At 64.3% G+C, this 12,831-nt stretch carries 13 protein-coding genes and 1 riboswitch; all 13 genes read left to right on the forward strand.

The features are described 5' to 3' along the window. The first annotated feature begins 20 nt into the window (after window positions 1-20). The 13 genes from icd to ACOOGG_RS09795 all read left to right on the forward strand — a co-directional run bounded on the left by icd (window position 21) and on the right by ACOOGG_RS09795 (window position 12,783). Window positions 21-1,217: an NADP-dependent isocitrate dehydrogenase gene (gene icd, locus ACOOGG_RS09735; RefSeq protein ID WP_420434684.1), complete on the forward strand. Its 1,197-nt coding sequence runs from the start codon at window positions 21-23 to the stop codon at window positions 1,215-1,217. A 57-nt stretch (window positions 1,218-1,274) separates the two neighbouring features. Beyond that, complete coding sequence (locus ACOOGG_RS09740; protein ID WP_420434686.1) at window positions 1,275-2,261, forward strand: malate dehydrogenase; 987 nt, start codon at window positions 1,275-1,277, stop codon at window positions 2,259-2,261. Further along, window positions 2,262-3,161 (forward strand): aminotransferase class I/II-fold pyridoxal phosphate-dependent enzyme, encoded by a 900-nt coding sequence (locus ACOOGG_RS09745; protein ID WP_420434688.1) that lies wholly within the window; start codon window positions 2,262-2,264, stop codon window positions 3,159-3,161. Next, a riboswitch (adenosylcobalamin (AdoCbl) riboswitch) is annotated at window positions 3,124-3,265 on the forward strand. It overlaps the preceding gene by 38 nt. A 286-nt stretch (window positions 3,266-3,551) precedes the next feature. Further along, entirely contained in the window at window positions 3,552-4,328 is a 777-nt protein-coding gene (locus ACOOGG_RS09750) for a helical backbone metal receptor (RefSeq protein ID WP_420434690.1), read from the forward strand. Between the two features lie 17 nt (window positions 4,329-4,345). Then, complete coding sequence (locus tag ACOOGG_RS09755) at window positions 4,346-5,443, forward strand: FecCD family ABC transporter permease (RefSeq protein ID WP_420434692.1); 1,098 nt, start codon at window positions 4,346-4,348, stop codon at window positions 5,441-5,443. Continuing rightward, complete coding sequence (locus tag ACOOGG_RS09760) at window positions 5,440-6,267, forward strand: ABC transporter ATP-binding protein (protein ID WP_420434694.1); 828 nt, start codon at window positions 5,440-5,442, stop codon at window positions 6,265-6,267. The genes ACOOGG_RS09755 and ACOOGG_RS09760 overlap by 4 nt, the downstream gene beginning before the upstream one ends. Then, window positions 6,264-6,839, forward strand: coding sequence for a cob(I)yrinic acid a,c-diamide adenosyltransferase (gene cobO, locus ACOOGG_RS09765; RefSeq protein WP_420434696.1), 576 nt, complete (start codon window positions 6,264-6,266; stop codon window positions 6,837-6,839). Before ACOOGG_RS09760 ends, cobO begins: the two co-directional genes overlap by 4 nt. A 49-nt stretch (window positions 6,840-6,888) precedes the next feature. After that, window positions 6,889-7,401 (forward strand): bifunctional adenosylcobinamide kinase/adenosylcobinamide-phosphate guanylyltransferase, encoded by a 513-nt coding sequence (locus ACOOGG_RS09770; RefSeq protein ID WP_420435192.1) that lies wholly within the window; start codon window positions 6,889-6,891, stop codon window positions 7,399-7,401. Next, a complete protein-coding gene (locus tag ACOOGG_RS09775; protein WP_420434698.1) occupies window positions 7,401-8,120 on the forward strand; it encodes an adenosylcobinamide-GDP ribazoletransferase in 720 nt (239 codons plus the stop codon). The genes ACOOGG_RS09770 and ACOOGG_RS09775 overlap by 1 nt, the downstream gene beginning before the upstream one ends. Further along, window positions 8,117-9,034 (forward strand): adenosylcobinamide-phosphate synthase CbiB, encoded by a 918-nt coding sequence (gene cbiB / locus ACOOGG_RS09780; RefSeq protein WP_420434700.1) that lies wholly within the window; start codon window positions 8,117-8,119, stop codon window positions 9,032-9,034. Before ACOOGG_RS09775 ends, cbiB begins: the two co-directional genes overlap by 4 nt. Further along, window positions 9,024-10,076 carry a nicotinate-nucleotide--dimethylbenzimidazole phosphoribosyltransferase gene (gene cobT, locus ACOOGG_RS09785; RefSeq protein ID WP_420434702.1) on the forward strand — a complete coding sequence of 351 codons (1,053 nt, stop codon included), beginning with the start codon at window positions 9,024-9,026 and terminating at the stop codon, window positions 10,074-10,076. The genes cbiB and cobT overlap by 11 nt, the downstream gene beginning before the upstream one ends. 192 nt (window positions 10,077-10,268) lie before the next feature. Beyond that, the gene (locus ACOOGG_RS09790) at window positions 10,269-11,642 is read left to right on the forward strand and encodes an ABC transporter substrate-binding protein (protein WP_420435193.1); all 1,374 of its coding nucleotides are present in this window, start codon (window positions 10,269-10,271) and stop codon (window positions 11,640-11,642) included. A gap of 166 nt (window positions 11,643-11,808) precedes the next feature. Further along, complete coding sequence (locus ACOOGG_RS09795; RefSeq protein WP_420434704.1) at window positions 11,809-12,783, forward strand: carbohydrate ABC transporter permease; 975 nt, start codon at window positions 11,809-11,811, stop codon at window positions 12,781-12,783. Window positions 12,784-12,831 lie beyond the last annotated feature (48 nt).

Consider the following 12,831-nt stretch of genomic DNA (forward strand, 5'->3'; position numbering starts at 1 on the left):
CGTCGGTATGCTCGCCGCATATGGGCGACAAAATCACAATCGGAGCCGATGGGAAGCTGAACGTTTCTGACAATCCCATCATCCCGTTCATCGAGGGCGACGGGACTGGGGTGGATATCTGGCCGGCTGCCAAGCACGTGCTGGACGCCGCCGCAGGCAAGTACGGCCGCAAAATTGAGTGGATCGAGGTGCTGGCCGGCGAGAAGGCGTTCAACGAGACCGGCGACTGGCTTCCCCAAGACACCATTGAGAAGTTCACCGAGTACCTGATCGGCATCAAGGGTCCCCTTACTACTCCGGTGGGAGGCGGCTTCCGCAGCCTGAATGTGTCGATCCGCCAGATCATGGATTTGTACGTGTGCCTGCGCCCGGTGCGCTGGTTCACCAACGTGCCTTCCCCGGTGAAGAGCCCCGAGCTGGTGGACATGGTGATCTTCCGGGAGAACACCGAGGACATCTACGCCGGGCTCGAGGTGGAGGCCTTCACCCCCGAGGCGGCAAAGCTCCGCGAGCTGCTTCACGATGCATTGGGCTGGAACATCGCCGAGGACGCCGGCATCGGCGTCAAGCCAGTGTCCAAGACCGGTTCGCAGCGCCTTCAGCGGGCCGCGCTGAACTATGCCGTGCGGCGGAACCGCAAGCGGGTCCACTGGGTACACAAGGGCAACATCATGAAGTTCACCGAGGGAGCGTTCCGCGGCTGGGGCTACGAATTGATTCGAGAGGAGTTCTCCGACGTGGCCGTGGGCTGGGACGACTGCGGCGGCGACGCTGGCGACAAGATCCTGGTGCAAGACGCCATCGCCGACATCGCTCTCCAGCAGGTGCTCACCCGCCCGGCCGAGTTCGACGTGATCGCCACCATGAACCTCAACGGCGACTACCTCTCCGACGCCCTGGCCGCCCAGGTTGGGGGAATCGGCATAGCCCCGGGGGCCAACATCAACTACGTGACCGGCCACGGCGTATTCGAGGCCACCCACGGCACCGCGCCCAAATACGCCGGCCAAGACAAGGTGAACCCGTCGTCGGTGTTGCTGTCGGGTGTGCTGATGTTCGAGCATCTGGGTTGGGACGACGCCGCCGACGACATCGTCAACGCGGTGGAGGCCACCATCGGCGAGAGGATCGTCACCTACGACTTCGCCCGCCTCATGGATGAGGCCACCGAGGTGAAGTGCTCGGAATTCGCGTCGGCCATCGTCGACCGGCTCTAGTCGTCTGACGACAACCACACTCCTCAGTTCCACACTCAGACCAAAGGAGTCCTTTCGGTGAGCGATCCCAAGCGAGTGGCTGTGACCGGAGCGGCAGGCCAGATCGGCTACAGCCTGCTGTTCCGCATCGCCAGCGGGCAGATGCTCGGCCCCGACGTGCCGGTGGTGCTCCAGATGCTGGAGATCCCCCCGGCCATGGACGCCCTGGGCGGAGTGGCCATGGAACTGGACGACTGCGCCTTCCCGCTTGTGGCTGGCAAAGTGTGTACCGACGATCCCAACGAGGCGTTCGACGGGGTGGACTACGCCCTGTTGGTGGGGTCGCGGCCCCGGGGCAAGGGCATGGAGCGCCGAGACCTGCTGGAGGCCAACGGCGCCATCTTCACCACCCAGGGGCGGGCGCTTTCCGCCGGGGCAGCCGACGATGTGCGGGTGCTGGTGGTGGGGAATCCGGCCAACACCAACTGCCTGATCGCCATGAACAACGCCGACGCCATTCCCGCCGAGCAGTTCAGCGCCATGACCCGCCTCGACCACAACCGGGCGGTGGCGCAGCTGTCGGCCAAGCTGGGGGTGACCGTTGGCGAAGTGAGCCGGATGACCATCTGGGGCAACCACTCGGCCACCCAGTACCCCGACCTGTTCAACTGCCAAGTGGGCGGCCAGTCGGCTGCTGAGGCAGTAGGCGACGAGGCGTGGATCGCCGATGAGTTCATCCCCTCGGTGCAGAAGCGGGGCGCAGCCATCATCGAGGCCCGCGGCCTGTCCAGCGCGGCCTCGGCGGCCAATGCGGCCATCGACCACATGCGCGATTGGGTCCACGGCACCGCCGACGGAGACTGGGTGAGCATGGCCGTGCCCTCCGACGGCTCCTACGGCGTCCCCGAGGGCCTCATCTCGTCGTTCCCCTGCACCACCGCCGACGGCCAGTGGTCCATCGTGGGCGGCCTGGAGCTCAACGATTTCTCCCAAACCCGCCTGGATGCCACGGTGGCCGAGCTGGTTGAAGAACGCGAGACCGTGGCCGAGCTGGGCTTGATCTAGTTGCCCGACATCCCTCTTGCCGGTCCTCACGGCGGAGACGGCCCTTGCATTGCCCGGGCACTGGGTATCGACCCCCAATCTGTCCTCGACCTGTCGCAGAGTCCCAATCCGTTTGCTCCTGATGTGGTGTCGATACTGGCCCGCCATCTCGATGCTGTGCGTCGGTACCCCGACCCGTGGGAAGCCGCTCGGCTCCTGGCCGACGCCATCGGCGTCGACCCCCAACGCGTCATCCTGACCAATGGGGGCAGCGAGGCCATCTCGTTGGTGGTCCAAGAAATCGGCGGCCGGGTATGGGCCGAGCCCGAATTCGGTCTGCATCCCCGCAACTCCGACGGGCCGGTGTGGCGCAGTGACCCCCACAATCCCAGCGGGCGCTTGGCCGGCTTCGGCGAGACCGCAGACGTGTGGGATGAGGCGTTCTATCCGCTTGCCACTGGGAGTTGGACGGCGGGACGGGACGCTGTCGTGGTGGGCTCACTGACCAAGGTGTTTGCCTCTCCCGGCCTGCGGCTCGGCTACATCATTGCCGACGACGTGGGGCGGTTCTCCCGCCACCAACCCCAGTGGTCGGTCGGCTCGCTGGCAGTGTCGGCGCTGCCGGAGCTCTTGGAGTCGTCTGATTTACCGGCCTGGTCGGAAGCCATCGCCACTGCTCGCAAGGAGTTGGCAGAGGTGTTTCGACGTCGCGGGTTCGCCGTAGAGGATGCCGATTCACCATGGGTATTGGTTCGTGCCCCTGGGTTGCGGGAACAGTTGGCGCCGTTTGGCGTTGTGGTTCGGGATTGCTCCAGTTTTGGGTTGTCGGAGTATGTGCGAGTAGGAGTGCCGGATTCGGAGGGGATGGCTCGCTTGGAGTCGGCTATGATTCGGGCCGGCGTGGAGGCGAAGTCCGGTTAGATTCCGGCACTGTCCCGCAACGGTGAACTGGCCCTGAGCCAGTAAGTCCGGTCGAGCTTTGCGCTGAAACGAGCCATAAGCCCCGAGGGTTGGGTTGGTTCGAGGGCAGGGCTCCTGCCGATCGAGCTTCCGTTCCTCGATCAACAGGAGGTGAATATGCCCCGACGTCCATTACGACTCTTCTCCGTGCTGCTGCTTGCTCTCGTCCTTTTAGGAGCTAGCTGCGGCAACGATGACGATGTTGCTGAGGTACCGCCAACCGAGGAGCCTGCGCCCGAGCCGGCGCCTACGGAGGCGCCAGCTGAGGAACCTGCGCCCGAACCGGCCCCGACTGAAACTGCTCCGCCGCCAACTGAGGTGCCGACTCCCGAGACGACACCCACTGAAGCCTTGACCGACCGGCCCCAGCGGATCGTGTCGTTGTCGCCGACGGCCACCGAGATCTTGTTTGCAATCGGTGCGGGCGATCAGGTGGTAGCGGTGGACCAGTTCTCCTACTACCCGCCGGAGGCCCCAGTCACCGACCTGTCGGGATGGGACCCCAACGTGGAGGCGGTGCTCTCCTATGAGCCCGACCTGGTGGTGATCTCCAACGACGCCAACGACCTCATGGCCGGGATGGACGCGGTCGGAATTGAGGTGCTGTTGAGCTCGGCACCGGCTGATTTTGAGGGTGGTTATGATGCGGTGGTCCAAATTGGCATGGCCGTTGGCCGAGTCGATGAAGCCGCAGCGCTGGTAGCCAGCCTGCGCGGCGAAATTGACGCCGCTCTAGCTGCCGCCCCGGATGCTCCGGTGCGGGTGTACCACGAGCTGGGTGACGCGCTTTATTCGGCCAGTTCCTCCAGCTTTATCGGCGCGGTGTACGCCGCCATGGGCGCCGTCAATATCGCCGACGAGGCCGACGCCGACGGCTACGGATACCCCCAGCTCACTGAGGAGTACATCGTCGTGGCCGATCCCGAGCTGATCGTTATCACCGATCAGGTGGGCTACACCGTCGACGATGTGGCCGCCCGGCCCGGTTGGGGCGAGGTGTCAGCGGTGCGCAACGGCAACATCGTGGTGGTCAACGCCGATATAGCCTCTCGCTGGGGACCGCGACTGCCCCAGTTCATCGCCGCGGTGGCTGAAGCTATCGGGGCAGTTGCAGAGCCGGTTTCCTAGTCTTCACAGGCACTGTGATGGCCGAAGCGTCCCTTTCAACCACCGTCTTGGCAGAAGCCGATGCCACCCATCGGGCGGTACGGCGGGCATTTGGTATGTCGGTTGCCGCGGTCGCTATCGGGGTGGCGGTGTTAGTAGCGGTGGGATTGCTCAGCGCCTCAAGCGGAGCTGCCGGGCTGCCGGTCAGCGGGGTGTTCAGCGCCCTGTTCGACTGGGTCCCGCTGATCGGTATGGAATCGTCGTTGTCGGCCACCCAGGAGAGCATCCTGTTCGAGATCCGGCTCCCCCGACTGGTCCTGGGCATGCTGGTGGGCGGATCGTTGGGCGTGGCCGGGGCCTCCTACCAGGGAGTGTTCCGGAACCCGCTGGCCGACCCCTACCTGTTGGGCGTTTCGGCCGGGGCGGGTTTTGGCGCCGTGTTGGCCCTGGGGTTCGGCCTCGACCTGGGCTGGGGCCCGTTCGACACGGTGCCGGCCGCCGCCTTCTTGGGAGCACTGGTGGCGGTGGTGGCATCGATGGCCATCGCTCGGGGCGGGGGAGCGTCGCCGGCCACGCTGTTGCTGGGCGGGGTGGCCATGGCCGCCTTGTTCTCGGCCGCGCAGACCTACGCCATCCAGCAGTTGGACGAGACCCGAGCCCGAGAGGTGCTGTCATGGCTGTTCGGCCAGCTCAACACCACCGGATGGACGCAGGTGTGGCTGCTGCTGCCCTATGCCGCCGTTTGTGGGGCCGTGCTCTTCGTCCACCGGAGGCATCTGGATGTGTTGCGAGTGGGCGACGACGAGGCTCGCTCTCTGGGGCTGGACCCCGCCCGGTCCCGTCTAGTGGTGATTGTGGCTGCCTCGCTTCTGACCGCGGCCGCAGTGTCGGTGAGCGGGTTGATCGCCTTTGTCGGCCTCGTCGTGCCCCACATCGTTCGCCTGCTCATCAGCCACAGCTACCGGGTGGTCGTGCCGCTGTCTGCGTTGGTGGGAGCGGCATTCTTGGCCTTTGTAGATATCGGTGCCCGCACACTTTTGGCCCCATCAGAGCTGCCGGTGGGAGTCATCACCGCGTTTGTCGGCGCACCGTTCTTCGCTCTTGTGCTGTGGCGCGATCGATGGAGCTCGACGTGAGCTCCACTCTCGTTGCCTCCGCCCCGCCTCCGGCTCTCGGATCGCCCGCGCTTTCTTGCCGTGATGTGCAAGTGTCGTTTCGCCATCAAGAAGTGGTTTGCGGTGTCGACCTGGAGTTGGGCAACGGGGAATGGCTAGGCATCATCGGCCCCAACGGGGCGGGTAAATCAACTCTGCTGCGGTCGATTGTCGGGCTGATCGACTTCGACGGAACCGTGGATTTGGGCGATGGCCGTGCTCCGGGCGCTACCGATGTGGCCCTGGTGCCGCAGTTCCCGGAGTTGCCCAAGGGCATGACCGTGGCCGAGTACGTGTTGCTGGGCCGGACCGCGCACCTGGGTTGGCTGGCCCGTGAGTCTCGGGCCGACCGCCAGATCGTGTCCTCGGTGCTGCACCGCCTTGAGCTAGGGGAGTTCGCCGACCGCTTGGTGTCCACCTTGTCGGGTGGGGAGGCCCAGCAGGTGGTGGTAGCTCGCGCGCTAGCCCAACAGTGCCCGGTGCTGCTGCTCGACGAGCCCACCAGCGCCCTCGACTTGGGCCATCAGGTTTCGGTGCTGGAACTGGTGGACGATCTGCGCCGCACCGAGGGCCTCAGCGTGTTGGCTGCTATGCACGACCTGAGTGCCGCAGGCCGATTCGCCGATCGCTTGATCCTCATTGACCACGGCCGCATCGTGGCCCAAGGCTGCCCCGACGAGGTGCTGAGGTCAGACCTGCTGTCGGCGGTGTATGGCACTTCGCTTACTGTTCAATCAATCGACGGCGAGTTGGTGGTTCTGCCCGCGCCTCGCCGTCGGACTCGACACCCAGAGGAGACCCCATGAGCACTGAATCCGCCCCCCGAGAGGAGCGCCCCTACGACATCTCAGAATTGCGGTCGGCACCATCGCTGGTGATGGTCAACACCGGCCACGGCAAGGGCAAGTCGACTGCGGCCTTCGGCACCGCGCTCCGCGCCGTCGCCCGGGGGTGGCCCATCGCGGTGGTGCAGTTCCTCAAGAGCGGCAACTGGAACACCGGTGAGGAGAAGGTGTGCCGCGAGCTCGGCGTGCAGTGGTTCTCGGCCGGCGACGGGTTCACCTGGGAATCAGACGACATTGACGAGACCAAGGCCAAGGCCGTGGCCGCTTGGGATTTCTCGGCGGCGCTCATCGCCGGAGGCGAGTACCGCCTGGTTGTTCTCGATGAGATCAGCTACGCAATGACCTGGGATTGGATCGATGCCGCCGATGTGGCCGCGGCCCTGGAGTCTCGGCCTGAACGGGTGAGCGTGATTCTGACCGGCCGGGACATGGCAGAAGAGGTGATCGATGTGGCCGACACCGTCACCGAGATGGTCAAGGTAAAGCACGCCTTCGACCGCCAGATCCGGGCCAAAAAGGGCCTCGACTTTTGAGCGAAGCGCTTGGCATTCGCTACGGGGAATAGGAGCGCCGGTGGCGGCCATGATCGTTCTGGTGTTGGGCGGCACTCGGTCGGGGAAGTCGAGGGTGGCTGAATCGATCGCGGATTCCTCGGGGTCGGCGGTGGCTTATGTGGCCACCGCCGCGGTCGATCCGAGCGATGCCGACCATGCCGCCCGTGTCGAGGCCCACAAGTCCCGTCGTCCACACCATTGGAGCACCGTCGAGTGCGAGACGCCCGATGACCTGTCCAGAGTTCTGAAAGAAAGCGACAGCCTGGTGCTGGTCGACTCGCTGGGCACTTGGGTGACCCTGCATCCAGATATGGACGTAGACGCCGACGACCTCTTGGCCGCAGTTGCCAGCCGAGATGCCCCCACTGTCATTGTCTCTGAAGAGGTCGGGCTGGCAGTTCACCCGCCGAGCGAACTGGGCCGAAGATATGTCGATGTTCTGGGGATGTTGAACCAGCAGGTTGCTGCCGTAGCTGATCGAGTCTTGCTGGTGGTGGCCGGACGAGTCCTCGAGTTGTCCGGCCCCTATGAAGTGGCCTGATGGCGATGAGACGGCCGGCAGCGATGGGAGCGGTGGCCTTTTTGACTGTCTTCGGCCGAGGCCAGGTGCCCCAGGCCCGGGCCTTGTGGTGGTTTCCAATGGTCGGTGCCGGGATGGGGGCAGTTTTGGCTGGCGTCCACTGGGGGGCGGGCGAGCTGTGGCCCCTGATGGTGGTCGGAATCCTGGTGGTGGCTGCCGACCTCGTGCTTACCGGGGGATTGCACCTCGATGGGCTGGCCGACAGCGCCGACGGTCTGCTTCCCCATATGGAACGAAACCGGCGGCTGGCGGTGATGAGCCGTCCCGACGTAGGCGCGTTCGCCGTAGCAGCGGTGGTGGTCGTGTTGGGGGCTCGATGGGCGGCGCTGGCGGTTGACAGCATGGAATCGCTGGCTCTCGTACCCATCTGGGCGATCAGCCGCACCCTGGTCGCCCTGGTTCCGGCCATCGTGCCCTACGCCCGTCCCGGCGGTTTGGCCGATCCGTTTATGGCCGGCGTCCGACGTTGGCTGGCACTGTGGCTGGCACCGGCGGTTGCCGCACTGGTGCTGATCGAAGGAATTGCCGGTGCAGTGGCGGCCGGGGTCGCGGTGGCAGCAGCAGTCGGAGTTGTGGTGTTGGCGTGGCGACGACTGGGCGGGTTTACCGGCGATGTGCTGGGAGCGGTGATCATGGTGGCTGAAACCGCCGCGCTATTTGCACTAGTGGCCGACCCATGAGCCGGCTAGGAGGGCGATGCCTGGGTGCGGCGGCAGGCTTGTTCATCGACCGATTGGTGGGGGAACCGCCTCCTGATGTCCATCCGGTTGCCGGGTTTGGACAGATCATGGAGCGTGTCGAACACACGCTTTGGGCTGATCGGCGCCTGCGGGGCGCGGCGTATGCCGCAGTTGGGGTGGCTATTGGTGCAGTTGGGGGCCGCATGATGCGCTCAACGGCCACTGCGGTTGCAGTCGCCACCGCCGGCCGAGAACTGCGCCGCACCGCCCTGAGCATCGGAGAAGCGATCTCCGACGGAGATCTACCTGCGGCCCGGGCCGCACTCCCCTCGCTAGTCGGGCGCGACCCCGCCGAACTCGACGAGTCGGGCATAGCCGCTGCGGTCATCGAATCGGTTGCCGAGAACAGTGTTGATGCGGTGATTGCCCCTGCATTCTGGGGCGCAGTGGCCGGTGCTCCTGGCGCGGCCGCCTATCGGGCGATCAACACCATGGACGCCATGGTCGGGCGGCGAAATGAGCGGTATCGGAACTTCGGCTGGGCCGCAGCCCGCCTTGACGATGCAGCCAACTACATCCCGGCCCGAATTTTCGCGGCACTGGTTGTCGTGTTGTATCAGGAACGAACTCGCCAGATTGTGAAAGCGGTGCGCCACGACGCCCCTTCCCACCCGTCGCCCAACGCCGGTGTCGCTGAGGCCGCGATGGCTGCCATGCTGGGTCGAAAGCTCGGCGGACCACTCGATTACGAGGGCGTGGTCGAAAACCGCCCGTTTCTCGGCACAGGTTCCCGTCCAGAGTCCGATGACATCGAAGCAGCCGTCCGGCACGCCAATCGGGTGGAGATTGCCTCGATTGGCGCGCTGGTGCTGACATGGCTCATTGACTGGCTTTTGGATCAAAGTGAAGACTGATATGGGGTCGCACCCGTTTCCGTCGGTTCCCCCTCTGGACGTCCAGGCCATGGAGTTGGCCCGGCAACGGTGGACCACTCGGGCCATGCCCCCCGGCGCGCTGGGGCGTCTGCAAGAGCTGGGTGTTCACCTTGCCGGGGTCACGGGTCGCTGTCCTGCTCCCGCTCCCCGCAACCCAGTGGTTGTTGTGTTCGCCGGTGACCACGGAGTAGTGGCCGACGGAGCCAGCGCATGGCCCTCGGAGATCACTGCGGCCATGGTGGCCACGGTGAGCCAGGGTGGGGCGGCTATCTCGGTGTTCGCCGAGGCAGTGGGTGCCGAGGTGGTGGTGGTCGATGTCGGGGTGAAGTCCCCGCTCGAACCGCTCCCGAATGTGAGGGCCGAGCGAGTGGCCGACGGTACCGCCAGCATCGCTACCGGGGCGGCAATGACTCCTGAGCAGGCCGAGGCGGCCGTGGCGGTGGGCACCCGGATCGCATCTGAGCAAATTGAGGCGGGGGCCGACTGCCTCATCGGCGGTGATTTGGGCATCGGCAATACCACTGCGGCTGCGGCGCTGATTGGAGCATTTGCCAGACGGTCTGCCCACGAGGTCACCGGTTCTGGGGCGGGAGTCCCGGCAGGGGGACTTGATCACAAGTGCCGATTGGTGGCCTCCGCCATCCGGAGAACTGAAGACTGCTTGGAACCTCTGGACAAGCTGGCCTCAGCCGGGGGTCTGGAGATCGCCGCCCTAGCCGGGCTGTTCATGGCTGCCGCCCAAAATCGGGTGCCCTACATCGTGGACGGCGTGATCGCCGGGGCCGCCCTGTGCGCAGCCGATGCCCTGGCTCCAGGGACCGCAGCCCACGGAATTGCCGGCCATCGCTCTAGCGAGCCGGCCGCCTCGATCGCCCTCGACCACCTGGGCCTGAACCCTCTGCTGGACCTCAATCTGCGGTTAGGAGAGGGAACCGGCGCTTGCCTGGCTATTCCTCTCGTGCAATCGGCGGCCCGGGCGCTAGCCGAAATGGCCGACCTGCCTGGACCTGGTCAGGTGTGAGCCGAATTCAGGGTACTGCGCACCGAAGCGACCGGCCTCGTGGTTGCATTTGCTCTGGACATCCCTAACCTCATGACATACAGTGATTGTGTACTATTAGCACTAGATGTGCAAATAACGCACAACAAGGGGATTCTGATGTCTAGGAGTAACGGCAAACGTCAACCGTCATCTAGGCGCCTTTGGCGCGTGATGGCAGTGGTCTTGGCGTGCGCGCTTGTCGCCGCCGCATGTGGCGATGATGACGATTCAAGTGACGAGGCCGATCCGGCCGCGGAGGTGGTTGACGAGAGCTCTGGCGGCAGTTCGTCTGAGCCGGCTGGCGATTCCGGTGGAATGGCAGAAGACAGCTCGACAGCCGTTCCGACGGCTGAGCCGGAACCAGAGCTGTCTGGAACGATCGGCTTCATCAAGGGACCACATTCGGCGATGGAGGTGGAGTTCGAAGAGCAGATCATTGCCGACTTCAATGCGCAGGTGGCGCCCGACGTCAATGTGGAGTTCTCAACCTATGACTGGCCTGTCCACGTGGCTGAGTTGACGACGTTGTTTGCGAGCGGTTCGCCGCCAGACGTTCAGTATCTAGTCGATCTCATCTATCCGGCGTTTGCTGAGCAGGGTGTTCTGCACGACATGACAGACTTGGTGAATGATCCCGACTGGGCTGAGGAGCGGGACAACATCAGTCCGTTCGCGTGGGATCTCGCCGAACAGCAAGGTGGTACGTGGGGAGTGCCCGTGCTCGGCGCGGTTTACAACATTTTCATCAATGAGACGCTTCTTGAAGAGGCGGGTTTGCTCGACAGTTGGGACGACTCCTATGAGTCGATGCTCGCTGCCGCCGAAGCGCTGACAACCGATGAGGTTTTCGGCTTCGGGGCGCGCACTTCGGCTGCCGACTTTGCCTGGTGGGACTGGTATCCCTACATCCACAATGCGGGCGGTGACGTGTTGTCCGACGATTGGACTGAGTGCGGTTTGGCCGGCCAGGACGTTGTCGACGCCATGCAGTTCCTGATCGACATCCACACGGCAGGTGTCACGCCGGCAATCGGCTCAGTAGACAACCAGGGCCTGTTCGACCTATTCGCAGCAGGGCGCATCGCTATTCTCCACCACGAAACGCCGAACATCGTGTCACTGAATGAGAACCCGCCGGACTTCGAGTGGACAGTCGCCGCTGCGCCGCCCGGGCCTCAGGGCCACACGGTGATGGGCAACTTCGGGATCTTGAGCATCGCGGAGGCGAGCGACAACAAAGATGCTGCTTGGGAGTTCATCAAGCATTGGGCATCTGCTCCGCAGGTTGGGCGATTCGCCGAGCAGGTGAGCTTGCAAGTTGTCCGCACTGACATCATCGACGACCTCTTCGCGGACAATCCGGCCATGCAGAAGGTGCAATCCGAACTCGTGCCACGAGTCCAGGGGCTCCAGCCGCATCCTCAGATCCTCGAAGCACTACAGGCCGCTTGGCCGGTGGTTGAGGACGCCTTCCGTGGAAACCGCACAGGTGAGGAAGCCGTTGCCGGGATGTGTGAAGCGATCGACGGCGTTATCGGCGGTTAGCGGAAAGGCGGAAACCATGTTCGCCCCGGACCGCCGCGGCCTCGAGGACTTCCCCTCCCCTCAAAGAGCGCTGTAGCGGCCGGGTGCGAACTCTCCAGGAGTTCTGGTGCCCCATGAAGATGGGATTTGGGGCGCCAGAACTCGCCGCGATAATGGGTGGTCGGAGGTGTCGGCTAACTTCAAGGCGAAGGTACAGGACGCAATGACGCACATCGACGCAGGCCTTACCGGCGCGCAGATGACGCTGTCGCCGGAGGAACATCGCCGACTCCGCAAGCGCTACCGGCTACGGACCACACTTACCGCCTACGCCTTCTTAGGACCGAACCTTGCCGCGTTTGTGGTCTTTCTCCTGATTCCGGTGGTGTGGCTCTTCGTGTCCACGTTCAGGACCGGGGGCGTGCTTGGCCCAGCTGAGTTCGTAGGACTCGACAACTGGCGAGACACCTTTTCTGACCCGCTGGCCAGAACGAGTATCCGAAACACAGTGGTTTACAGCGCTATGGCGATCCCCGCCGTGTTCATAATCGCCATGGTCCTCGCGTTGGCGTTGCATGCCATACCCCGCGGCGGTGCGCCGATCCGCGTTGCCCTGTACCTTCCGACACTCCAGCCAGCGGTAGTGGCTGCGTTCATTTTCACGTTCGTGCTGCATCCCGACTTCGGGGTTATCAACTATGCCGTTCGATGGCTCGGTGGCGACCCGATCAACTTCCTGGGAGACACAATGCTCGCGCTTCCGACGATCGCCGGGATCGAGGTATGGCGCGGGACCGGATTCTGGACGATGATGTTCCTTGCGGGTTTGACGGCTTTGCCCAGAGAGCTCTACCAGGCGGCCGAGCTTGACGGGGCTGGCGCGATACGGCGATTCATGCGGATGACGATTCCACTGCTGCGCCCGACGTTCTACTTCGCAGTGATATTCGCCACGATCGTCAACCTTCAGCTCTTCGACTCCGTTTTCGCGCTCACCGATGGGGGTCCAGTCAACAGCACGATCTCGGTGTCCCTCTATATCTACCGGAGCCTGTTCTTGTTCGGCGACATCGGCTTCGGCGCGACGCTGTCCTTCCTGCTCGTCATCACCGTGCTGGTGCTGACTGGGCTTCAGACCTTCCTGTTGCGAGACCGCAAGTAGCGTCAATGCCTACTACTAAGCGCAGAACACGCGGCGCTGAGACCTCCG

Origin of the sequence: Candidatus Poriferisocius sp., assembly GCF_965214065.1 — a bacterium.
In the GTDB taxonomy this organism is placed as follows: Bacteria; Actinomycetota; Acidimicrobiia; order Acidimicrobiales; family Bin134; genus Poriferisocius.